Here is a 21,442-nt window from a genome sequence, read left to right as displayed (position 1 = left end):
CACGTGGGCGCAGGTCCTAAGCCGGTGGCCGTGGAGGTCGCCAGGGAAGAGCTGCAGCGGGTCCTGGTCGTCGGCCTCGACCCCGACATCCTCGAGCGGGCGCTGACGCACCGCTCCTACGCGTACGAGAACGGCGGCCTGCCCACCAACGAGCGCCTGGAGTTCCTCGGCGACTCGGTGCTGGGTCTCGTGGTCACCGACACCCTCTACCGCAACCACCCCGACCTGCCCGAGGGGCAGCTCGCCAAGCTGCGCGCCGCCGTGGTCAACATGCGCGCGCTGGCCGACGTCGCCCGCAACCTCGGCCTGGGCCGGTTCCTGCGGCTCGGCAGGGGCGAGGAGGGCACCGGCGGGCGCGACAAGTCCTCGATCCTGGCCGACACGCTGGAGGCGCTGATCGGCGCGATCTACGTGGACAAGGGCCTCGACGAGGCGTTCCGGGTCGTCCACCTGCTGTTCGACCCGCTGATCGTGCGCTCGGCCTCGCTGGGCGCGGGGCTCGACTGGAAGACGTCCCTGCAGGAGCTCACCGCCTCCGAGGCGCTCGGCGTGCCCGAGTACCACGTCGAGGAGAGCGGCCCCGACCACGCCAAGTCGTTCACGGCCATGGTGCGCGTGGGCGGCGAGTCCTACGGCTCGGGCAGCGGGCGCAGCAAGAAGGAGGCCGAGCAGCAGGCGGCCGAGGCGGCCTGGACGCGCATCCGGGCCCGCCGCGAGCAGCGCGAGAGCCAGCCCGCGAGCTGACCCCGGCGCACGGGAAGCCCCGGCCCGCGTCCGGCGTTGTGACTGCGGATCCGTCCCCGCCGCGGCATGCCCGGCGGCCGGGGAAGTCGAGAGGACGGTGGGTGCACGGTGCCTGAGCTGCCAGAGGTCGAGGTCGTCAGGCGCGGCCTGGCGCAATGGGTCGTCGGCCGCGAGATCGCCGCCGCGGAGGTGCTCCACCCGCGCGCGATCCGGCGGCACGTCCCCGGGGCCGACGAGTTCACCGCCCGCCTGAAGGGCCGTACGGTGTTGTCGGCCGAGCGCCGCGGCAAATACCTGTGGCTGCCCCTGTCGGGCGGCGAGGAGGCCCTGCTGGCCCATCTGGGCATGAGCGGCCAGCTGCTCGTCGTCGATCCGCAGACGCCGCCCGAGAAGCACCTGCGCGTCCGCCTCCGCTTCGAGGACGGCGGCCCCGACCTGCGCTTCGTCGACCAGCGCACGTTCGGCCACGTCATGCTGACCCCGCTCGTCGGCGGCGTGCCCGCGCCGATCGCACACATCGCGCCCGACCCGTTCGAGGCGTCGTTCGACGAGGCGGAGTTCACCCGCCGGCTCAGGGCCAGGCGCACCGAGATCAAACGGGCGCTGCTGGACCAGTCGCTGATCAGCGGCGTCGGCAACATCTACGCCGACGAGGCGTTGTGGATCGCCCGGCTCCACTGGGCCCGTCCCACCGAGACGCTGACCCGTCCGAAGGTCGCCGAGCTGCTGGCCGGCGTGCGCACGGTGATGGGCGCCGCCCTCCAGCAGGGCGGCACCTCCTTCGACAGCCTCTACGTCAACGTCAACGGCGAGAGCGGCTACTTCGACCGTTCGCTGGAGGTCTACGGCCGCCGCGACCTGCCGTGCTCGCGCTGCGGCACGCCCATCAGGCGCGAGGCGTTCATGAACCGGTCGTCGTACTCCTGCCCCAAATGCCAGCGAAAGCCGCGGTGAGCAGCGCCAGCGCGGCGCCCAGCCACATCACCGACGAGATCGACACGCCGTCCACCACCCGGCCGCCGACGAACGAGCCGAGCGCGATCGAGACGTTGAACGCCCCCACGAACAGCGCGGTGCCCAGCTCGCCCCCGCCCGAGCGCATGATCCACAGTTGCAGCGCCACGCCGACGCCGCCGTAACCGAGGCCCCACACGACGAGCATGACCAGGGGCAGCCCGACCAGCGCCAGCGCCGCCGTGGAGGCGGCGATGAGCAGGGCCAGGACGATCAGCACCGGCTTGGGGTCGCGGGCTGCCCTCGCGCCCGCGACGAAGTTGCCGACGACGCCGGCCGCGCCGTACACCAGCAGGGCGACGCTGACCAGGCCGGGACCGGCGTCCGCGACCTGCTCCAGGAACGGCCGGACGTAGGTGTAGGCCGCGAAGTGCCCGGTGATGATCAGCACGGTCGCCGCCAGCACGACCCGCAGCGCCCCCGGCAGCGGCGCGCGGGCGCCGCCCGAGGCGTCCTCACCCGGCATCGGCGGCAGCACGGCGGCCAGCAGCCCGAGCAGCACCAGCGCCAGCCCGCCCATGACCGCGAACGACGTGCGCCACCCCGCCGCCGAGGCGATGAGCGTGCCCGCCGGCACGCCGAGCACCGAGGCCACCGACACGCCGCCGAGGATCACCGACGTGGCCCTGCCCACCGAGCGTTCGGGCACCAGCCGCAGGCCCAGCCCGGCCGCGAAGGCCCAGAACCCGCCGATGCTGATCCCGGTCAGCACCCGCGCGCCCAGCATGACGGGGAAGCTCGTCGCGAACGCCGCCGCCAGGTTGGCCACCGCGAGCAACGCCATCAGGCCGAGCAGGGGGACGCGCCGGTCCAGCCGCCGGGTGGCCAGGGCCAGCACGGGGGCCGAGACGGCCGCGACCAGCCCCGGCAGCGACACCATCAGCCCGGCGGTGCCGTCGGACACGCCCAAGGTCGAGGCGATCGAGGTCAACAGGCCCACGGGCAACATCTCGCTGGTCACGATGGTGAAGGTGCCCACCGCGACCGCGAGGACGGCGAGCCAGCGGGCCCGCGCGACAGTGGAGGTCTCAAGAGTCGTCATGCCGTTCAGCCTCCTCATCGGCCGGGGACGGAACAATGACGAAGCTCGAAGCCTTGCTTTAGGCAGGCTAAGCGATCGCGTCCGGGGAGTGGCATGGAGTTCAGGGAACTGGAGTGCTTCGTCGTGCTGAGCGAGGAGCTGCACTTCGCGCGTACGGCCGAGCGCCTGTATCTGTCGCCCGGCCGGGTGAGCCAGCTCATCGGGTCGCTGGAGACCCGGATCGGCGGCCGCCTGTTCGACCGCACCAGCAGGCGGGTGCGCCTGACGCCGCTCGGCCGGCGCTTCCTGGCCGACCTGCGGCCCGCCTACGACGGCATGGCGGCGGCCGTGTCGCGGGCGACGGCCTCGGCGCGGGAGGTGACGGGCCTGCTGCGGGTGGGGTTCCTGGCCACGCCGACCGAGATCGTCACCGGCAGCGTGGCGGCGTTCGAGCGGCGGTATCCCGGCTGCATGGTCGAGCTGGTCGAGGTGCCGCTCTCCGACCCGTTCAGCAAGCTGCGCGAGGGGCGGGTGGATCTGACGTTCACGCTGCTGCCGCTGGAGGAGCCCGACCTGGAGGGCGGCGCCGAGCTGAACCACTGCCCGGTCGAGCTGGGGCTGTCGGTACGCCACCCGCTGGCCGGCCGCGCCGGCGTCGACGCCGAGGAGCTGGCCTCGGTCGCCCTGTTCGGCCTCGACGACCCCGCGCCGCGCCGCTGGCAGGAGCACATCGCCCCCACCCTCACCCCGTCCGGGCGGCCGATCGCGCGGGCCGGCTCGGTGGCCACCACCCAGGAGGGCCTGACGCAGGTCGCGCTGAACCGCGGCGGCATGCTCTTCTGCAAGCCGAGCGCCGACCATCATCGCCGTCCCGACATCGCGTTCGTGCCGGTCGACGGCCTGCCTCCGTCGATCCTGGGCCTGGCCTGGCTGCGCGCCGGACGTACGGCCTCGATCCTGGCCATCAACGAGTTGGCCATGGAAGTCGTACGGCGGCATGAGACGGTGGCGGCATGACGGATACGAAGAGTAATGGCGACAAAGGTTCGGAAAACGTCCGAGTAACCGCCTGGGTGCGGGGGAGGGTCCAGGGGGTGGGCTTCCGGTGGTGGACGCGCGCGAGGGCGTTGGAGCTCGGCCTGACCGGCTGGGCGCGGAACGCCGACGACGGCCGGGTCGAGGTCGTCGCCGAGGGCCCGCGGGAGGCGTGCGTCAAGCTGTTGGAGCTGCTCAAAGGTTGCGACACGCCGGGAAGGGTCGATGGAGTAGTGGAACGATGGAGTGAACCCCGAGGTAGTTTGGGCGGTTTTGTAGAGCGGTAGGCGCTTTTGCTAAACGGCCCAAATAGGGTATAGTTGTATGTCGGGAGTGCCTATCAGTAGGGCGTTGCGGTTGGATCGACTTGACCGCCCACACTGCCGGTGCGACTCTTGTTAAGTACCACGCGCACCCCTCCCGCGGAATAGAAGTGCGCGAACCAGTCTGGTCACTCAGCGTGGAGGACCCTTTACCATGGCGAAGGCTCTACTCGGCCACGTCGGCGGTCCTGACCCTCGGATGGTCTCGGAGATGCGCCGCTTGCAGCAGCGTATCCGGGATCTGGAGGCAGAACTCATCCGACTTCAGGCCACGAATGACGCTCTTGCGGCGCAAACCCGCGACGAAGCGCTCAGTCGCTTGCAGGAGCGCGAGCCGGCACTCACCTGAGAGTGATCGGAGCGCAAGACCCAGGGACGTCTCGAAGAGGCGTCCCTTGTTATTTTCCCTGGTGAAAAAGCGCTGGTCATCGACATGCCCACGAGCGGCGGCCGAGACCAGTAGGCTTTTCCGAAGCCCGTTCAGCCGAGGCCGGGGAGGAGGGTCGGCGTTTGTACCTGAAGAGCCTCACCCTGCGCGGCTTCAAGTCCTTCGCCTCCGCGACCGCCCTGCGCCTCGAACCCGGCATCACGTGCGTCGTCGGCCCCAACGGCTCGGGCAAGTCCAACGTCGTCGACGCCCTGGCCTGGGTCATGGGCGAGCACAGCGCCAAGTCGCTGCGCGGCGGCAAGATGGAGGACGTCATCTTCGCCGGCACCTCCTCCAGGCCGCCACTCGGCCGGGCCGAGGTGACGCTGACCATCGACAACTCCGACGGCGCGCTGCCGATCGACTACACCGAGGTCACGATCAGCCGGCTGATGTTCCGGTCGGGGCAGAGCGAATACGCCATCAACGGCGACACCTGCCGCCTGCTCGACATCCAGGAGCTGCTGTCCGACTCGGGCATCGGCCGCGAGATGCACGTCATCGTCGGCCAGGGCCAGCTCGACGCCGTGCTGCACGCCGGGCCCGAAGACCGCCGGGCCTTCATCGAAGAGGCCGCGGGCGTGCTCAAGCACCGCAAGCGCAAGGAAAAGGCGCTGCGCAAGCTCGACTCCATGCAGGCCAACCTCACCCGGGTACAGGACCTCGCCACCGAGCTGCGCCGCCAGCTCAAGCCGCTCGGCCGCCAGGCGGAGATCGCCCGCAAGGCCGCCGTCATCCAGGCCGACCTGCGCGACGCCCGGCTGCGGCTGCTCGCCGACGACCTGTGCATCCTGCGCGCCACGCTCGAACGCGAGGCCGCCGACGAGGCCGCCGTCACCGCCCGGCGCAACCAGGTCGAGGCCGAGCTGGCCGAGGGCCAGCAGCGCGAGGCCGCCCTGGAGGCCGCCGAGGCCGAGACCCAGCCCCGGTTGAGCGCCGCCCAGGAGACCTTCTTCAGGCTCTCCTCCCTGCGCGAGCGCATCACGGGCCTGGAACAGCTCGCCGCCGAACGCCACCGCCACGCCCTCGACGCCGCCGCCATCGAACGCCGCGGCCGCGACCCCGAAGACCTCGAACGCGAGGCGGGCGAGGCGCGCGAGCAGGAGCACATCCTGCGGGCCGAGCTCGAACACGCCCAGGAGCTGCTGGCGGAGTCCGTCGAGCGGCGGGTCGCGGCCGAGGCCGAGCTGGGCGCGGAGGAGCGGCGCCTGGCGATGGCCGCCCGTGCCGCCGCCGACCGCCGCGAGGGCCTGGCCAGGCTGCGCGGCCAGGTCGACTCCGTGCGCAGCAGGGCACGCGCGGCCGAGGAGGAGATCGGCCGGCTGGAGAAGGCCGTGTCCGACGCCGCCGAGCGCGAACGGCAGGCCCTGGCCGACCTGGAGAACGAGCGGGCCGAGGAGCCGGCGGCCGATCCGGCGCTGGCCGAGGAGCTGGCCACCGCGCAGGCCGTGGTCGAGGAGGCCAGGGCCGCCGCCGACGCGGCCCGCGTGGCCGCCGACGAGGCCAAGGCCGGGCTCGGCGCGCCGCGGGCCGCCGTCCAGGCCGCCAAGGCGGGGGTCACCACGGCCCGCGCCGCCGACCAGGAGGCCCAGCGCTCGGTGGCCGCGCTGCGGGCCCGCCGCGACGCCCTGGAGCTGGGCCTGGCCAAGGGCGACGGCGGCGCCGCGCTGCTCGACGCCGACCTGGCCGGGGTGCTGGGCCCGCTGGCCGCCTCGATGCAGGTCACGCCGGGCGCGGAGCTGGCCGTCGCCGCCGTGCTCGGCCCGGTCGCCGAGTCCGTCGCGGTCAAGACGCTCGACACCGCCGTCGAGGCGCTGGGCCTGCTGCGCAGCACCGACGCGGGGCAGGTCACGCTGCTGGTGGCAGAGACCGGAGTTTCGGACACCGCGCACCACTCCCAGGTTGCGCGATCCCGGCCCGCCGCGCCGGACGGCGGGCGGTGGGCCGCCGATCTGGTCACCGTGCCCGACGAGCTGCGGCCGGCGCTCGACCACGTCCTGGCGAAGGTCGTCGTGGTCGCCGACCTCGAAGCGGCCCGCGAGCTGGTGGGGCGGCGTCCCGAGCTGCGGGTGGTGACCGAGGGCGGCGACGTGCTCGGGGCCCATCTGGCCGGTGGCGGGTCGGCCGGCGGCACCTCCGTCCTGCAGGTGCGGGCGGCGCTCGACGAGGCCGTGCACGACCTGCGGGTGGCCGAGGCCACGGCGGAGGCGACGGCCGAGGCGCTCGACCAGGCGATCGAGGCCGAGCAGGCGGCCCAGACGGCCGTCGAGGCGGCCCAGGCGCACGTCAACGAGGCCCAGAGCGCGGTGACCGCGGCCCAGGCCGGGGTGAGCGCCGCGCAGGGCGTCCTCGACCAGGTCAGGGCCCGCCAGCGGGAGGCCGACCAGCGCAACGCGGCGGCGGCCAGGCGGCTGGCCCAGCTGGAGGCCGCCGCGCACGCCGCGCACGCCGAGGCCGAACGCCTGGCCCGCAGCGTCACCGCGGCCCAGGACTCCCGCAGCGAGGGGCTGGAGGAGCTGGCCGAGCTGGAGATCCGGCTGGCCGAGGCCGAATACGCCCAGGAGCTGGAGACCGAGCCCACCACCGACCTGCGCGACGACCTGGCCGCCACGTGCGAGACGGCCCGGCAGCGCGAGATGGACACCCGGCTGCAGGTGCGCACCGCCGAGGAGCGCGTCAAGGGCATCGAGGGCCGCGCCGACGGCCTGCTGCGGGCCGCCCAGCGCGAGCGCCAGGAACGCGCCCAGGCCGCCGCTCAGCGGGCCAGGCGCAGGCGGCAGGCCGTGCTGGCCGAGGCGGTCAGCAAGGGCGCCAGGCAGGTGCTCGGGGCGCTCGCCTCGTCGATCCGGCTCGCCTCCCGCGAGCGCGACGACGCCGACCTCGCCCGCGTCGCCGTCGACGCCGAGCTGAAGCAGGTCCGCGTACGCGTGCGCGAGCTGGGCCAGGAGCTCGACAAGCTGGTCAACCGGGTCCACGGGAGCGAGGTGGCCCGCACCGAGCAGCGCCTGCGGCTGGAGCAGCTCCAGGAGCGGGCGATGGAGGAGTTCGGCGTCGAGGTCGAGGCGCTGGTCTCCGAGTACGGCCCCGACGCGCCCGTCCCGGGCGACCCGCCGGTCCCGTACGTCCGGGAGGAGCAGGAGAAGCGGGCCAGGGCCGCCGAGCGGCAGATGACCCAGCTCGGCAAGGTCAACCCGCTGGCGCTGGAGGAGTTCGCCGCGCTGGAGGAGCGCCACGCCTTCCTGACCTCGCAGCTGGAGGACCTCAAGAAGACCCGGCGCGACCTGCTGACCGTGGTCAAGGAGGTCGACGACCGCGTCGAGCAGATGTTCGCCTCGGCCTACGAGGACGTCGCCCGCGAGTTCGAGCAGATCTTCACCCGGGTCTTCCCCGGCGGCGACGGGCGGCTCGTGCTCACCGACCCCACCGACATGCTCACCACGGGCATCGAGGTCGAGGCCAGGCCGCCGGGCAAGAAGGTCAAGCGGCTGTCCCTGCTGTCGGGCGGCGAGCGATCGCTGACCGCGGTGGCGTTCCTGATCTCCATCTTCAAGGCGCGGCCCTCGCCCTTCTACGTGATGGACGAGGTCGAGGCCGCCCTCGACGACACCAACACCCAGCGGCTGCTGACCCTGTTCGAGGAGTTGCGGCAGAGTTCCCAGCTCATCGTCATCACCCACAACAAGCGCACGATGGAGATCGCCGACGCCCTCTACGGCGTGTCGATGCGCGGCGACGGCGTGACGCAGGTGGTCAGCCAGCGCCTGCGGGAGCGCGAATCCGCCTGATCCGGCCTGTCATCATCCGTGTGCCTTGGGCATGACCATGCCGGTCGATCTGGAAAACTGACATCTTGTGGATGGTTACCTCGGCGTCATAGTGATCGTGGCCGTCGTCGCCCTGCTGGCGGCCGGCGGCCTCTTCCTGCTGTTCAGGCCGGGTGGCAAGGCGGCGCCGCCCGTGCCGCCGCCGGAGGCGCCGCCGCTTCCCGAGGAGGAGAAGCGGCCCGCCGGCCCGGTCGAGGAGGCCGACGGCGCGGTCACCACGGTGCCGCCGCCGGTCCAGCCGGCCGAGCCGATGGTCATCGCCCCCGAGGTCGAGGTGCCGCCGCCGTCCGCCGGGCGGATGGTGCGGCTGCGCTCGCGTCTGGCGCGTTCGCAGAGCGCGCTCGGCCGCGGCCTGCTGGAGCTGCTGTCCCGCGACCGGCTCGACGACGACGTCTGGGACGAGATCGAGGAGAGCCTGATCACCGCCGACGTGGGCGTCGCACCGACCCGCGCGATGGTCGAGGAGCTGCGCACCAAGGTCAAGGTGCTGGGCAGCCGCACGCCCGCCGAGGTCAGGGGCCTGCTGCGCGAGCAGCTTCTCGCCCAGGTCAATCCCGACCTCGACCGCAGCCTGCACGTGCAGAAGCACGGCGAGCGACCCGCCGTGGTGCTGGTCGTGGGCGTCAACGGCACGGGCAAGACCACCACCACCGGCAAGCTCGCCCGCTCGCTCATCGGCGACGGCAAGACGGTCGTGCTCGGCGCGGCCGACACCTTCCGCGCGGCGGCGGCCGACCAGCTCCAGACGTGGGGCGAGCGGGTCGGCGCCGAGACCGTGCGCGGGCCGGAGGGCGGCGACCCGGCCTCGGTGGCCTTCGACGCCACGGCCAAGGGCATCGAGGACAAGGTCGACGTCGTCATCGTCGACACCGCGGGCCGCCTGCACACCAAGACCGGCCTGATGGACGAGCTGGGCAAGGTCAAGCGGGTCATCGAGAAGAAGGCCACGGTCGACGAGGTGCTGCTCGTCCTCGACGCCACCACCGGCCAGAACGGCATGCGCCAGGCCCAGGTGTTCGCCGAGGTGGTCAACATCACCGGCATCGCGCTCACCAAGCTCGACGGCACCGCCAAGGGCGGCATCGTGATCTCCGTGCAGCGCGAGCTGGGCGTGCCGGTCAAGCTCGTGGGGCTCGGCGAGGGGCCCGACGATCTGGCGCCTTTCGACCCGGATGTCTTCGTGGACGCGATCCTGGGCGACTAACCCCGTTTATCGGCCATGTCCTAATTCATGCCGAAATGGCCCTTACCAGAAAAGTCTTGAGTCGCTAGTTAGCTTTGTGCTGACATGTTCGGGTTATCCGCGATCACGTAAGGGATGCCCATGAAGAAGATCGTCGTCCATCGTCCCGGGACTGTCAGGCCCTCCACGCTCGCCTCACCGCGACACGGCATTTGACCTGTCTCTGGGTCGGCGTTTCCACGCGGGAACGCCGACCGCTGGGAAAGGGGCGGTCGTGAGGACGATCGCCCTGGACGCCGACCGCCGGGCAGCCGGGCCGTACACGCTGGCCGCCGCGCTGCTCGACCTTCTGGTCCCCGAGGCGCTCGACCGGCGGCCCGACCTGGTCGCCGCATACGACGTGGAGCTCCGGGTCGCGGCGCCCCGCCTGCGGCCGCTCGTGCCGGTGCGCAGGCGCTCGCTGGCCGACGACCTGCCGAGGGGGCAGCGCATCCTCATCCCGGGGGCGCGGCGCAGCCTCAGGATCGCCAACGGGCTGGCCGAGTTCGTCCGCGAGCTGCTGGCCGTCACCGGGCCGCTCACGCTCGTCGTGTCGAACCTGGGCGAGGCCGACCACACCGACCGCGAGCTGGTCGAGGTGCTGCGCCGCCGGCTCGACCCGGGGCTGCTGCGCGTCGAGGAGGGCCCGTCGTCGCCCGGCGAGGGCCCGCTGTGCGCCGACTTCGACCGCTACCGCGACGAGGGCTTCCATCACGCGATGGTGGAGTCGGGCACGGAGGCGCTGCGCGGCATGGCGTACGAGGACGACCCCGAAGGGTGGCGGACCCTCGTGCAGCGCGTCGCCGCGGCCCTGGAGGCGGTGGAGCGCGAGGAGGAGGCCCGCGAGCTCTACGACCGGGCCAGGCGCCTCAGCACCGACCCCAAGCACCGGGCCACCATCGCCTACGCCACCGCGATGATCCTGGTACGCCACCACGACCCCGCCCGCCGCGACCCCGGCGAGGCGATGGCGTGGATCAACGAGGCCGTCACGATCACGTCGTTGCTGCCCGACCCCCGCGAACGCGCCTTCCACCTCGGCTTCGACCTCAACGGCAAGGCCCTGGTGGAGCTGCGCGCCGGCCGTCCGGACGCCGCACTGCGGCTGGTCGAGCAGGCCATCGCCCTGGCCGACGAGCACCTGGCGGACGAGCACCCGGTCCACCGGCTCGTGCTGCGCGCCAACAGGGCCCAGCTGCTGGCCGGGGCCGGCCGGCACGAGGAGGCGCTGGCGGACTACACGGCGGCGATCGACGCCGATCCCGGCTATCCGGACTACTACCTCGACCGGGGCAACCTGCTGAACAAGCTGGGCAGACCGGAGGAGGCCCTGGCCGACTACGAGACCGTCATGCGGCTCAGCCCGCCCTTCCCCGAGGCGTACTACAACCGCTCGGAGCTGCGGTTCGCGGCCGGCGACCTGGACGGCGCCCGCGCCGACCTCGACCGCACGCTGGAGCTCGACCCCGACTTCGCGCCCGCGTACGTCAACAGGTGCGGCCTGCTCGCCCTCCACGGCGAGTACGAGCAGGCCAGGCGGGACGTGGAGCGCGGCCTCGCGCTCCGGCCGCGCGACGCCCACCTGTTCTGCGTGCTCGGCCAGGTGGAGACGGCCCAGGGCCGCCACCCGGAGGCGTACGCGGCCTTCGACGCCGCGCTGGAGATCGATCCCGACCTGGCCGCCGCGTGGGGGAGCCGGGCCGTGCTCGCCTTCGAACGCGGCGACCCCGACGGCGCGCTGTCCGACCTGACCCGCGCGCTGAAGCTGACCGAGACGGCCGAGCTGCTGTTCAACCGGGCGATGGTCCACCGGGAGCTGGGTCGGGCGAAGGAGGCCAGACAGGACCTGCTCAGAGCCGCCGAGCTGGCCCCCGGCGATCCGGACGTCGGGCGGGCGCTGGCCGAGGGGTGAGGGGATGGGCGGCCGGTACTGGCTCCTCCTGGGAGCCTTCCTCGCCTCCTCGCTCGGCACCTGGATCTACCGGCTGGCCCTGCCGCTGCTCGTCTACGACCTGACCGGGTCGGCGCTCGGCACGGGGCTGGTCTACGTGACCGAGTACCTGCCGTACCTGCTGCTGGGGATGTTCGGCGGGGTGATCGCCGACCGGTTCGACCGGCGGCGGGTGCTGGTGCTGGGCGACCTGGCGTCGGGGGCCGTCACCGTCGTGCTCGCCGTCCTGGTCACGGCCGGTGTGTCCCGGTTGTGGCCGATCTACGTGGTGGCGTTCCTGCTGGCCTGCGTGGACCCGCTCTACCAGCCGGCGTTCCGGTCGATCGTGCCCTCGCTGGTGGAGGTGGCGCGGCTGCCGCAGGCCAACGCCCGGCTGCACATCGGCGAGCACGCGGTCAACATGGCCGGGCCGGTGATCGGCGGCGCGCTGGTGGTGAACTTCGGCTACCAGGTGGCCGTCTACGCCGACGCGGGCACGTTCCTGCTGTCGGCGCTGCTGATCTCGCTGATCAGGACCGCGCCCGCGGCCGCTGCGGCGGTGCGGGGGTGGTCGGTGGTCGCCGACATGCGCGAGGGCCTGCGCTTCCTGACCGGCGGCGACCGGGTGGTGCTCACCACCGCCCTGTCCGCCGCGGCCTGCAACTTCGGCGTCTGGCTGCTGCTGGCGGGGCTGGTGTACTACCTCAGCTCGTACCACGGGTTCACGCCCGGGGAGGTCGGCGTCGTCTACGCCTTCCAGGGGGCGGGCGCGGTGCTCGGGGCGGTGCTGGGCGGCAGGCTGGTGTCCAGGTGCCGGCCGGGCCCGCTGATCTGCTGGGCCATCGTGGCCGGGGGCCTGTCGATGCTGGCCATGATCCCGGCCAGGGGGCCGGTGCTGATCGGGCTGGCCTGGATGGGGCAGTTCGCGGCCGCCGGGACCTCGATCGTGGCGAGCATGACCGTCCGCCAGCTGCTCGTCCCCGACCACCTGCTCGGACGGGTGCTCGGCACGGCCAGGATGATCGCGTTCTTCTCCATCCCGATCGCCTCGCTGGTCACGGGGGTGTTCGAGTCGGCGGTGCGGAACGCGTACGCGCTGATGGCCTTCGCCGGGGTGAGCTGGCTGGCCATCGCGGCGGGCGTGGCGCTGTCGCCGATGCGCCGGGTCAGCCTCGCGCGGCTGCGAGCGGCCCGATCGGCACCACGAGAGGGGTCCCCGCGACCGGATCCTCGATGACCTTCGCGTCCAGCTCGAACACCTCGCGCAGCAGCTCCTCGGTCAGCACCTCGTGCGGGGCGCCGGCGGCCACGACCTTGCCGGCGCGCATGGCCACCAGCCGGTCGGCGTAGCGCGCGGCCAGGTTGAGGTCGTGCAGGACCATGACGACCGTGCGGCCGGCCTGCTCGTGCAGGTGCCGGACGAGCTCCAGCACCTCCACCTGGTGGGCCAGGTCGAGGAACGTGGTGGGCTCGTCGAGCAGCAGCAGATCGGTGCCCTGGGCCAGGGCCATGGAGATCCACGCCCGCTGCCGCTGGCCGCCCGACAGCTCGTCGAGCGGGCGTTCGGCGAGGTCGGCCAGGCCGGTCATGGTCAGCGCCGCGGCGACGGCCGACTCGTCGTCGGAGGACCACTGCCGGTACCACGTCTGGTGCGGATGCCGGCCCCTGGCGACCAGGTCGGCCACGGTGAGCCCTTCGGGGGCCGAAGGCGCCTGCGGCAGCACGCCGAGGATCTTGGCCACCTCGCGGGTGGGGATGGCGTCGATGCGCTTGCCGTCCAGCAGCACCTGGCCGCCCTGGGGCTTGAGCAGGCGGCCGAGCGCGCGCAGCAGGGTGGACTTGCCGCAGCCGTTCGGGCCGATGATGGTGGTCACCGTGCCCGCCTCGACGCCCAGGTCGAGGCCGTCCACGATGGTCCGGTCGCCGTAGCCGAGCTTGACGCCCGCGGCCTGCAGCCTCATTTGCGTGCCCTCCAGATCAGGTGGATCAGGTACGGTGCGCCCAGCACGGCCGTGACGATGCCGACGGGCAGCTCGATCGGGGAGAAGACGGTCCGGGCGATCAGGTCGGCGCCCGCGGTGAGCACGGCCCCGGTGACCGCCGAGCACAGCAGCGGCGGCCGGGCCGAGCGGGTCAGCCGGAGCGCGATCTGCGGCGCGGCCAGGGCCACGAACGCGATCGGCCCGGCCGAGGCGGTGGCCACCGCCGCCAGCAGCACGGCGGCCAGGATCAGCAGGGCGCGGGCCGCGTTCACGCGCACGCCGAGGGCGGTGACCACGTCGTCGCCGAAGCGCAGCGCGTCGAGCGAGCGGGTGCCGAGCAGGGTGGCCGGGACGAGCACCGCCAGCGCGAGCGCCACGGGCACGACGTGCTCCCAGCCGCGGCCGTTGAGCGAGCCGCTGATCCAGACCATGGCCCGGCCGGTGTCGTTGACGTCGCCGACGGTCAGCAGCCAGAACTTCACGTTCGTGAACACGGCGGCCACGCCGATGCCGACCAGGACCAGGCGGTAGCCGTCCAGGCCGCGCCGCCAGGCCAGGCCGTAGACGACGGACGCGCCGAGCAGGCCGCCGAGCAGGGCGAGCGCGGGGATGCCCAGGTCGGCCAGCAGGCCGCTGGTGCCGCCGTAGACGCTGCCGCTGGCCACCACGCCGGCCACGACGGTGACCGAGGCGCCGGTCGTGACGCCGAGGATCTCGGGGCTGGCCAGCGGGTTGCGGGCGATGGACTGGATGATCGCGCCCGACAGCGCGAGCGCGGCGCCGACCAGGGCGCCGGTCAGGGCGCGCGGCAGGCGCAGCTCCATGATGACGAAGTGGGCCGGGCTGTTGACGTCGAAGGTGCCCTGGAGCACCTCCGCCAGGCTCATCGGGAGGTCGCCGATGCGCATGTTCAGCGCCATGAGCACGACCAGGAGCGCCCCGCCGGTCACGCCGACGGCGACGGCGCGCGGACGCAGCCGCCAGGACAGGGCGCCGAGGCGCAGGGGGAGCGCGGTCATAGCCGTACCGGCTTTCTGCGGCGGACCAGGGCGACGAAGAAGGGCGCGCCGATCAGCGCGAGGACCACGCCGACCTCCAGCTCGCCCGGAGGGGCGACCACGCGGCCGATCACGTCGGCGACCAGCAGCAACGCCGCCCCGACCAGCCCCGAGTACGGCAGCAGCCACCGGTGGTCGGTGCCCGACAGCGACCGGGCCAGGTGCGGCACGATCAGGCCCACGAACGCGAGCGAGCCGCAGGCCGCCACCGCCGCGCCCGACAGCAGGGTGACGGCGGCGACGCCGACCGTCCTGGTCAGGGCGATGTTCTGGCCGAGCGAGCGGGCGACGTCCTCGCCGAGCGACAGGGCGTTCAGGCCCGGGGCGTTGACCAGGGCCAGCAGCAGGCCGGCGAGGATGAACGGGAGCACCTGCCAGACCACGTCCGGGCCCCTGGCGGCGATCGAGCCGGACTGCCAGAAGCGGAAGACGTCCATGGCCTGCTCGTCGAGGAGCACGATGGCCGAGGTCATGGCGTACAGCAGGGCGCTGACCGCGGTGCCGGCCAGGGCCAGCGTGACCGGGGTGGGGCCGCCCCTGCCGCCCGTCATGCCGAGCGCGAACACCGCCACGCTGGCCACCAGCGCGCCCGCCAGGCCGAACCAGATGTAGGCGAGCAGGCTGGAGGCGCCGAGCAGGATGATCGAGGCCACCATGGCGAACGCCGCGCCCTGCGTGACGCCCAGCAGGCCGGGGTCGGCCAGCGGGTTGCGCGTGTGGCCCTGCATGAGGGCTCCCGCGACGCCGAGCGCGATCCCGGCCAGCACCCCGAGCACGGTACGCGGCACGCGCAGCGAGCGGATGATGATGTCGTTCTCGCTGCCCGTGGGCGCGGTGAGAGCCTGCCAGGCGTCGCCCGGCGGCACGGACTTCGAGCCGACCGTGATGCTCAGCACCACCCCGGCCGCGACGGCGGCGAGGAGGAGGAGCAGGAGGACGAGCCGCCGGCGCCGGATGCCGTGGAGGCGGGGCGCGAGCGCGGTCACCAGTTTCCTCCCCTTGTTTGCCCGATCGTGGTGAAGTATGCCAGGTTAGGCAGGGCTAACCTAATTTAGGTTCGCCTTACTTCGAGAAAGGGTTCCGATGAGAGCGTGGCGGGTGCTGGCCGGTGTGCTGCTGGTGGCGGGGGTGGCCGCGTGCGGCTCGACGGAGCCGGCGGCCACGCCGTCGGCCGACCCGGCGGCCAGGACGATCGAGCACGCGATGGGCTCGACCAAGATCTCCGGGCAGCCCAAGCGGGTCGTCGCGCTCGACCAGAGCTTCGTGGACGCGGTGCTCACCCTGGAGACCCCCGTGATCGGCTACACCACCTACCGGTCGATCGACACCAAGCTGCCCGACTACCTCGGCCCGCTCGTCGCCCAGTACGGCAAGGAGGCGACCCCGGTCGGCACCCTGGAGCAGCCCAGCCTGGAGAAGATCGCCGCGCTCAAGCCCGACCTGATCGTCTCGGCCAAGGTCCGGCACGAGGCCCTGTACGACAAGCTGTCGAAGATCGCGCCGACGGTCTTCAGCGAGACGACCGGCGCCATCTGGAAGGAGAACCTGCGCCTCATGGGCCGCGCCCTGGGCAAGGAGGACCTGGCCGACTCCCGGATCAAGGCGTTCGAGCAGCGCGCGGCCACGATCGGGGCCGCGATCAAGGAGAAGGCGGGCGGGAAGCTGCCGACCGTCTCGATCGTGCGCTTCGCCGGTGAGCCCACCGTCCGGCTCTATGTCGAGAAGTCGTACTCCGGGGTGGTGCTGAAGGACGTCGGCTTCCCCCGCCCCGAGGGCCAGCCGACCAAGGACGACGCCATCGCCGTGGACGTCAGCCAGGAGCGCATCGCCGACCTCGACGCCGACCACATCTTCGTCGCCACCTACCCGGACCCGGCCAGCGACGGCCCCAAGGAGAAGTTCGTCGGCAACCCGCTGTGGGGCCGGCTCAAGGGGGACAAGCACGAGGTCAGCGACCTGACCTGGATGAGCGCCGTGGGCGTCCAGGGCGCCCACGCCATCCTGGACGACCTGGCCAAGACCTTCTCGGTCGACCCCGCCAAGGCCGCCTAGGCTCCGGCGCTCAGCGCGGCAGGAACGTCCGCAGGTCGGCCAGGTGGGGTTCGAGGTCGAGCCCCTGGCCGGCCAGCCATTCCGGGTTGTCGTAGGTGCCCTTGTAACGGTCGCCGCGGTCGCAGATCAGGGTGACGACGCTGCCCTGGACGCCCGATTCGCGCATCTCCCTGACGAGCTCGACGCACGCGGCCATGTTCGTCCCCGTGGAGCCGCCGACGTCCAGGCCGGTGACCTCGCGGGTCCAGTGCATGGCGGCGATCGAGCGGGCGTCGGGGACGGCGATCATGCGGTCGATCACGCTGGGCAGGAACGACGGCTCCACCCGGGGACGCCCGATGCCCTCGATCCGCGACCCCGAGGCCGTCACCGCGGGGTCGCCGGAGACCCAGCCCGGGTAGAACGCCGAGCCCTCCGGGTCGACCACGGCCAGGCGGGTGGGGTGGCGGCGGTAGCGGATGTAGCGGCCGATCGTGGACGACGTGCCGCCGGTGCCGGCGCCCACGACGATCCAGGCGGGCTCGGGGTGCGGCTCCATGGACATCTGGGAATAGATCGACTCGGCGATGTTGTTGTTGCCACGCCAGTCGGTCGCGCGTTCGGCGTAGGTGAACTGGTCCATGAAGTGACCCCCGGTCTCGGCGGCCAGCCGGTGAGATTCGTCATAGATCGCCCCGGGGTCGGCGACGAGGTGACATTTCCCGCCGTAGAACTCGATGAGGTGGCACTTCTCGGGCGACGTGGACGCGGGCATGACGGCGATGAACGGCAGGCCGAGCAACCGGGCGAAATACGCCTCGCTGACCGCGGTCGAGCCGCTGGACGCCTCCACGATCGTGGTGGCCGGGCCGATCCAGCCGTTGGCGAGGCCGTACAGGAACAGGGACCGTGCGAGCCGGTGCTTGAGTGAACCGGTCGGGTGCACCGATTCGTCTTTCAGATAGAGGTTTACGCCCCAGTGCGAGGGAAGCGGAAAGACGTGCAGGTGAGTGTCACAACTTCGGTTGGCGTCGGCCTCCACCTTGCGGATGGCCTCCGCCACCCACCGACGTGTCCCCGTGTCGTGACGGTCCACAGATTCCATGTCCATACGCTATCCCCTGTGACTCTGGCCACTATTCCTACGAAATTGGGTGGGTAGTGTTATGATAATGAGACTTGTCCGGCCGTGGACGTGACCACGCACGCCGCGAGCAGATGGACGACAAACCCCTTCTGACCTATGCGGACTCTCCTAACGCGTCCCTTACCTGGGAGTTGCGAGGATGAGGAACGCTGTCAGGCGGCTTGTGCCGAACGGGGGATAGCGCAAGGGGGAATGAATTGATCACTATGACCGATGAGCAGCGTCAGGACTGGTTCGAGCGCGATGTCGTGCCCGTGACGTCGCAGCTGTTCGCTTCCGCCATGCGCCTGACCCGTAACGCCGCCGATGCCGAGGACCTGGTGCAGGAGACGGTCGCCAAGGCGTACACGTCCTATCACCAGTTCCGTGAGGGCACCAACCTCAAGGCGTGGCTGCACCGCATCCTCACCAACAACTTCATCAACGACTACCGCAAGAAGCAGCGCTCGCCGAAGTTGTCGGCCGCCGAGGACATCGAGGACTGGCAGCTGCACGCCGCCGAGTCCCACACCTCGACGGGCCTGCGCTCGGCCGAGACCGAGGCGCTCGACCGGCTGCCCGACAGCGTCGTGATGAACGCCCTGCGCTCCCTGCCCGAGGACTTCCGCGTGGCCGTCTACCTGGCCGACGTCGAGGGGTTCGCGTACAAGGAGATCGCCGAGCGCATGGGGACGCCCATCGGCACCGTGATGTCCCGTCTGCACCGTGGCCGCCGCCAGCTCCGCGGCATGCTGGAGGACTACGCGCGGGAGGAGGGCGCCGTGCGCCTTCCCGCCCCCCGCGCCGCCGCCTAGGGAGAGTCCAGGGACAGGCGAAGGCGGACGCGTAACAGGCCGCCTTCGTCGCGCAGCTGCACCCGGTCGCAGAGCTGCCGGCTGATCCAGAGCCCGTACCCCCGCGGGGACTCGGGCTCCGGCGGTATGTAGCCCGGCAGGGGGTCGTCGAGCGCCCCGCCGGGATCGGCGATCTCGCAGACCAGGTCGCGCTCCTCCACCCACATCGTGATCGTGCCGAACCCGGCGCCGTGCTCGACGCAGTTCGCGGCGATCTCCGAGACGCTGAGCACCAGCGAGGAGATGAGGTTGCGGTCCATGCCGGCCGTCCTGGCGTAGTCGCCGACGGCCTGGCGCAGGCGCTTGAGCTCGCGGGCCGTGAACCGCACCAGGCAGGCCCCGGGGCCCGGCTCCGGGAACGGCGCGTCGTCGCCGTCCAGCACCAGCTCGTGGGGCTGCACGAACCGCCCGCTGGCCGCCTCACCCCCCGCCCCCAGCACCAGGGGATGGACGACCGGGGTGAGCTCGCGGACAGGCTCGGGGACGTCGCGCAGGTCGTACAGGCACAACATGACGGACGGGGCCGCGGCCAGGGCGGCGTTGACGACCGAGTCGTAGCGGATGAGGTCCTGGATCCGCGGCTCGCTGAGATCGGTCCAGACGGGCTCGCCGACGACCAGGGTGGGCCGGCCGCGCGTGTACTCGTGGTAGGCGGCCAGCATCCGGTGGGGGTGGCCGTACCAGGCGCCGGCCGGGCGGCTGTCGATGCGCCGCGCGTCGCCGTCGAGGGCCTCCGCCAGCAGCGCCAGCCGGTCGGGGCGGTTGACGACCAGCACGCGCCGGTCTTCGTCCAGCGCGGTTCGCACGCGCGGCACGACGAGGTCGAGGAAGGCCCGATCGGAGTCGTACGGTACCGCGACGTGCTTCAGCGACTGTGCCCGCTCACGGCGCACGGCCGAAACCTAACAAGGGCGGCCCGGCCGCGCAACGGCGGAAGCCGACCAATAACGTCGAACTGCCTGCACGTGACTCCATGGAGTTTGATGATTACTCCATGTCTTGGACGGCTGATGCCCGTTGCTGGGTACATCTGTTGTGTACGGAAACGTCGGCAGGGGGTGGCGTGTGACCGAAGCCCGCGCGGCGGCGGAGAAACTCCAGGCGGAGCTGCACGGGCTGGGAGTCACCAGCGCGTACGAGGTGGGGGACGGAGCGACCATCTCGGTCTGGATAGGTCTCGTCGTGCACTACAGGGACGGTTTTTACCGTTGGCAGGAAGGTCCGGTTAAACGTCGTCATCTGGGTACGGATCCGGTTGGATGTGCCATGCGCGTGGCGCGCCGCTACAAGGAGCTGCACGCGGATATCCCACTCTGGTGGGACGACCTGGCCAGGGAACTACGGGGGAGACCGGTCCAGGACTATCCGTAAGGCCCCCGCGTGCGGTGTTTCGGGGGAAAACATGCGCATTTGGGCTTTGCCATTCGTCCTGATCGTTCTCGTGGGTTGCGCCGCCCAGCCGGTGCCGCGCCGACATTCCGCCATGATCCGGCCACAGGTCAGTCCTGAGGTCCTGGCCAAGCGGCTGATCGCGCAGCAGGCCGACTGGCCGCGCAGCCGCCGGTTCGACTGCGGCAAGATCAAGTGTGTGGCCCTGACCTTCGACGACGGTCCAGGGCCCTACACCGGCAAGCTGCTCGACCTGTTGCGCCAGCGCCACGTCAAGGCCACGTTCTTCGTGCTGGGGGAGATGGTGGCCGCCGACAGCGGCGGCCGGATCACCCGCCGCATCGTGGACGAGGGCCACGAGATCGGCAACCATTCCTGGTCCCACCCGTCGCTGACCGGCCTGTCCCGCGAGGGGGTGCGCAACGAGCTGGGGCACACCGACGAGCTCGTCCACCGGCTGACCGGGGTCAAGATGCGGGTGATGCGCCCGCCGTACGGCAGCACCGACGAGGCCGTCGCCGCCGAGACCCGCCGTGAGGGCCTGGCCCAGATCCTGTGGGACGTCGACACCCTCGACTGGCTGCACCGCGAGCCCGCCGCCGTGGTCAGGCGGGCCGACACCGCCAAGGCCGGGTCGATCGTGCTCATGCACGACATCCACCCCACCACGGTCGAAGCCGTGCCGAAGGTGATCGACACGCTGGCCAAGAAGGGCTACACGTTCGTCACGATCTCGGAACTGTACGGCCGCCCGCCCACGCCGGGCCGCACGTACACCGCACGGTGAGCGGCATGGCACCCTTGGGCCATGGCTTTCACCGGCTTCCCCGACGAGGCGTTCATCTTCTACGAGGGCCTTGAGGCGGACAACTCCAAGCACTACTTCACCCGCCACAAGCACCTCTACGAGGACGCGGTCCGCGCGCCCATGACGGAGCTCACCGACGAGCTGGCCGCCGAGTTCGGCCCGGCCCAGCTCTTCCGGCCCTACCGGGACGTGCGCTTCTCCAAGGACAAGACGCCGTACAAGACCCATCAGGGCGCATTCGTCGACCTGATGCCCGGCATCGGCTACTACGTCGAGATCAGCGCCGCCGGCCTGTACGTCGCCGGCGGCCGCTACACCCAGGCCCCCGACCAGATCGCCCGCTACCGCGCGGCCGTGGACGAGGACGTCACCGGCAAGCCGCTGGAGTCGATCGTCGCCCGGCTCGCCGACGCCGGCTACACGATCGGCGGCGACCGGCTGAAGACCAGGCCGCGCGGCTTCGACGAGGACCATCCGCGCATCGAGCTGCTGCGCCACAGGTCCCTGTTCGCGGGCGTCCGCCACGAGCCGGAGCCGTGGGTGCACACGGCCGAGGTGCGCGGGCGCGTCGAGCGGGCCTGGCGCGACTTCGCCGCGCTCATCGACTGGCAGTGCGCGCACGTCAGGGGCAGCGAGCTGCCGCGCCGCTGAGCC

General features: G+C 71.9%; 20 protein-coding genes. 14 read left to right on the top strand and 6 right to left on the bottom strand.

The window, feature by feature from the left end:
- The first annotated feature begins 24 nt into the window (after positions 1 to 24).
- Positions 25 to 744, top strand: coding sequence for a ribonuclease III (rnc, locus tag ACIBQ6_RS08390; protein WP_352324836.1), 720 nt, complete (start codon positions 25 to 27; stop codon positions 742 to 744).
- A gap of 108 nt (positions 745 to 852) precedes the next feature.
- Positions 853 to 1,698: a bifunctional DNA-formamidopyrimidine glycosylase/DNA-(apurinic or apyrimidinic site) lyase gene (gene mutM, locus ACIBQ6_RS08385; protein WP_357973056.1), complete on the top strand. Its 846-nt coding sequence runs from the start codon at positions 853 to 855 to the stop codon at positions 1,696 to 1,698.
- Here mutM and ACIBQ6_RS08380 read toward each other — a convergent pair.
- On the bottom strand, positions 1,646 to 2,800 hold the full coding sequence (locus ACIBQ6_RS08380) for an MFS transporter (RefSeq protein ID WP_358288497.1): 1,155 nt from the start codon (positions 2,798 to 2,800) through the stop codon (positions 1,646 to 1,648). The two genes, mutM and ACIBQ6_RS08380, sit on opposite strands and share 53 nt — an antisense overlap.
- A 93-nt stretch (positions 2,801 to 2,893) precedes the next feature.
- Here ACIBQ6_RS08380 and ACIBQ6_RS08375 point away from each other — a divergent pair, with 93 nt between their 5' ends.
- The 7 genes from ACIBQ6_RS08375 to ACIBQ6_RS08345 all read left to right on the top strand — a co-directional run bounded on the left by ACIBQ6_RS08375 (position 2,894) and on the right by ACIBQ6_RS08345 (position 12,777).
- Positions 2,894 to 3,796 carry a LysR family transcriptional regulator gene (locus ACIBQ6_RS08375; RefSeq protein ID WP_397210737.1) on the top strand — a complete coding sequence of 301 codons (903 nt, stop codon included), beginning with the start codon at positions 2,894 to 2,896 and terminating at the stop codon, positions 3,794 to 3,796.
- The gene (locus ACIBQ6_RS08370; protein ID WP_397210736.1) at positions 3,793 to 4,101 is read left to right on the top strand and encodes an acylphosphatase; all 309 of its coding nucleotides are present in this window, start codon (positions 3,793 to 3,795) and stop codon (positions 4,099 to 4,101) included. The genes ACIBQ6_RS08375 and ACIBQ6_RS08370 overlap by 4 nt, the downstream gene beginning before the upstream one ends.
- Before the next feature lie 190 nt (positions 4,102 to 4,291).
- Complete coding sequence (locus tag ACIBQ6_RS08365; protein ID WP_026214481.1) at positions 4,292 to 4,486, top strand: hypothetical protein; 195 nt, start codon at positions 4,292 to 4,294, stop codon at positions 4,484 to 4,486.
- A 161-nt stretch (positions 4,487 to 4,647) separates the two neighbouring features.
- Complete coding sequence (gene smc, locus ACIBQ6_RS08360) at positions 4,648 to 8,349, top strand: chromosome segregation protein SMC (RefSeq protein ID WP_397210735.1); 3,702 nt, start codon at positions 4,648 to 4,650, stop codon at positions 8,347 to 8,349.
- A gap of 67 nt (positions 8,350 to 8,416) precedes the next feature.
- Positions 8,417 to 9,592 carry a signal recognition particle-docking protein FtsY gene (ftsY, locus tag ACIBQ6_RS08355; RefSeq protein WP_358288490.1) on the top strand — a complete coding sequence of 392 codons (1,176 nt, stop codon included), beginning with the start codon at positions 8,417 to 8,419 and terminating at the stop codon, positions 9,590 to 9,592.
- A 253-nt stretch (positions 9,593 to 9,845) separates the two neighbouring features.
- Positions 9,846 to 11,522: a tetratricopeptide repeat protein gene (locus ACIBQ6_RS08350; RefSeq protein ID WP_397210734.1), complete on the top strand. Its 1,677-nt coding sequence runs from the start codon at positions 9,846 to 9,848 to the stop codon at positions 11,520 to 11,522.
- A gap of 4 nt (positions 11,523 to 11,526) precedes the next feature.
- Complete coding sequence (locus tag ACIBQ6_RS08345; protein WP_397210733.1) at positions 11,527 to 12,777, top strand: MFS transporter; 1,251 nt, start codon at positions 11,527 to 11,529, stop codon at positions 12,775 to 12,777.
- On the opposite strand, the gene ACIBQ6_RS08340 is transcribed toward ACIBQ6_RS08345, so the two are convergent.
- Genes ACIBQ6_RS08340 through ACIBQ6_RS08330 form a run of 3 tightly spaced genes read right to left on the bottom strand, consistent with a single transcriptional unit; the run spans position 12,707 to position 15,566 of the window.
- Positions 12,707 to 13,501 (bottom strand): ABC transporter ATP-binding protein, encoded by a 795-nt coding sequence (locus ACIBQ6_RS08340; RefSeq protein ID WP_358288482.1) that lies wholly within the window; start codon positions 13,499 to 13,501, stop codon positions 12,707 to 12,709. The genes ACIBQ6_RS08345 and ACIBQ6_RS08340 overlap by 71 nt on opposite strands.
- The gene (locus ACIBQ6_RS08335; protein WP_397210732.1) at positions 13,498 to 14,541 is read right to left on the bottom strand and encodes a FecCD family ABC transporter permease; all 1,044 of its coding nucleotides are present in this window, start codon (positions 14,539 to 14,541) and stop codon (positions 13,498 to 13,500) included. Before ACIBQ6_RS08335 ends, ACIBQ6_RS08340 begins: the two co-directional genes overlap by 4 nt.
- Positions 14,538 to 15,566 carry an iron ABC transporter permease gene (locus tag ACIBQ6_RS08330; protein WP_358288477.1) on the bottom strand — a complete coding sequence of 343 codons (1,029 nt, stop codon included), beginning with the start codon at positions 15,564 to 15,566 and terminating at the stop codon, positions 14,538 to 14,540. Before ACIBQ6_RS08330 ends, ACIBQ6_RS08335 begins: the two co-directional genes overlap by 4 nt.
- Positions 15,567 to 15,663: 97 nt before the next feature.
- On the opposite strand from ACIBQ6_RS08330, the gene ACIBQ6_RS08325 reads away from it, so the two are divergent.
- Positions 15,664 to 16,632, top strand: coding sequence for an iron-siderophore ABC transporter substrate-binding protein (locus tag ACIBQ6_RS08325; RefSeq protein ID WP_358288474.1), 969 nt, complete (start codon positions 15,664 to 15,666; stop codon positions 16,630 to 16,632).
- A gap of 10 nt (positions 16,633 to 16,642) precedes the next feature.
- On the opposite strand, the gene ACIBQ6_RS08320 is transcribed toward ACIBQ6_RS08325, so the two are convergent.
- Positions 16,643 to 17,716, bottom strand: coding sequence for a PLP-dependent cysteine synthase family protein (locus tag ACIBQ6_RS08320; RefSeq protein ID WP_358288471.1), 1,074 nt, complete (start codon positions 17,714 to 17,716; stop codon positions 16,643 to 16,645).
- A 248-nt stretch (positions 17,717 to 17,964) separates the two neighbouring features.
- On the opposite strand from ACIBQ6_RS08320, the gene ACIBQ6_RS08315 reads away from it, so the two are divergent.
- A complete protein-coding gene (locus tag ACIBQ6_RS08315; RefSeq protein ID WP_352324845.1) occupies positions 17,965 to 18,552 on the top strand; it encodes a sigma-70 family RNA polymerase sigma factor in 588 nt (195 codons plus the stop codon).
- On the opposite strand, the gene ACIBQ6_RS08310 is transcribed toward ACIBQ6_RS08315, so the two are convergent.
- Positions 18,549 to 19,484, bottom strand: a complete 936-nt coding sequence (locus tag ACIBQ6_RS08310; RefSeq protein ID WP_358288468.1) for a sensor histidine kinase — start codon at positions 19,482 to 19,484, stop codon at positions 18,549 to 18,551. The two genes, ACIBQ6_RS08315 and ACIBQ6_RS08310, sit on opposite strands and share 4 nt — an antisense overlap.
- Positions 19,485 to 19,656: 172 nt before the next feature.
- On the opposite strand from ACIBQ6_RS08310, the gene ACIBQ6_RS08305 reads away from it, so the two are divergent.
- From ACIBQ6_RS08305 to ACIBQ6_RS08295, 3 genes are all read left to right on the top strand, one after another.
- Positions 19,657 to 19,962 carry a hypothetical protein gene (locus ACIBQ6_RS08305; protein ID WP_352324847.1) on the top strand — a complete coding sequence of 102 codons (306 nt, stop codon included), beginning with the start codon at positions 19,657 to 19,659 and terminating at the stop codon, positions 19,960 to 19,962.
- A 112-nt stretch (positions 19,963 to 20,074) separates the two neighbouring features.
- The gene (locus ACIBQ6_RS08300) at positions 20,075 to 20,767 is read left to right on the top strand and encodes a polysaccharide deacetylase family protein (RefSeq protein ID WP_358288465.1); all 693 of its coding nucleotides are present in this window, start codon (positions 20,075 to 20,077) and stop codon (positions 20,765 to 20,767) included.
- A 21-nt stretch (positions 20,768 to 20,788) separates the two neighbouring features.
- On the top strand, positions 20,789 to 21,439 hold the full coding sequence (locus ACIBQ6_RS08295) for a DUF2461 domain-containing protein (protein WP_397210731.1): 651 nt from the start codon (positions 20,789 to 20,791) through the stop codon (positions 21,437 to 21,439).
- Positions 21,440 to 21,442: the final 3 nt, after the last annotated feature.

Source organism: Nonomuraea sp. NPDC049655 (genome assembly GCF_044465465.1).
GTDB lineage: Bacteria > Actinomycetota > Actinomycetes > Streptosporangiales > Streptosporangiaceae > Nonomuraea.
This window is presented reverse-complemented; position numbering and strand designations above follow the sequence as displayed.

Coding starts and splice junctions, on each gene's coding strand:
- ACIBQ6_RS08375 (WP_397210737.1), top strand. CDS start 2,894: ATGGAGTTCAGGGAACTGGAGTGCTTCGTCGTGCTGAGCGAGGAGCTG.
- ACIBQ6_RS08340 (WP_358288482.1), bottom strand. CDS start 13,501: ATGAGGCTGCAGGCCGCGGGCGTCAAGCTCGGCTACGGCGACCGGACC.
- ACIBQ6_RS08365 (WP_026214481.1), top strand. CDS start 4,292: ATGGCGAAGGCTCTACTCGGCCACGTCGGCGGTCCTGACCCTCGGATG.
- ACIBQ6_RS08295 (WP_397210731.1), top strand. CDS start 20,789: ATGGCTTTCACCGGCTTCCCCGACGAGGCGTTCATCTTCTACGAGGGC.
- ACIBQ6_RS08345 (WP_397210733.1), top strand. CDS start 11,527: ATGGGCGGCCGGTACTGGCTCCTCCTGGGAGCCTTCCTCGCCTCCTCG.
- ACIBQ6_RS08380 (WP_358288497.1), bottom strand. CDS start 2,800: ATGACGACTCTTGAGACCTCCACTGTCGCGCGGGCCCGCTGGCTCGCC.
- ACIBQ6_RS08320 (WP_358288471.1), bottom strand. CDS start 17,716: ATGGAATCTGTGGACCGTCACGACACGGGGACACGTCGGTGGGTGGCG.
- ACIBQ6_RS08300 (WP_358288465.1), top strand. CDS start 20,075: ATGATCCGGCCACAGGTCAGTCCTGAGGTCCTGGCCAAGCGGCTGATC.
- ACIBQ6_RS08325 (WP_358288474.1), top strand. CDS start 15,664: ATGAGAGCGTGGCGGGTGCTGGCCGGTGTGCTGCTGGTGGCGGGGGTG.
- ACIBQ6_RS08370 (WP_397210736.1), top strand. CDS start 3,793: ATGACGGATACGAAGAGTAATGGCGACAAAGGTTCGGAAAACGTCCGA.
- ACIBQ6_RS08315 (WP_352324845.1), top strand. CDS start 17,965: ATGACCGATGAGCAGCGTCAGGACTGGTTCGAGCGCGATGTCGTGCCC.
- ACIBQ6_RS08335 (WP_397210732.1), bottom strand. CDS start 14,541: ATGACCGCGCTCCCCCTGCGCCTCGGCGCCCTGTCCTGGCGGCTGCGT.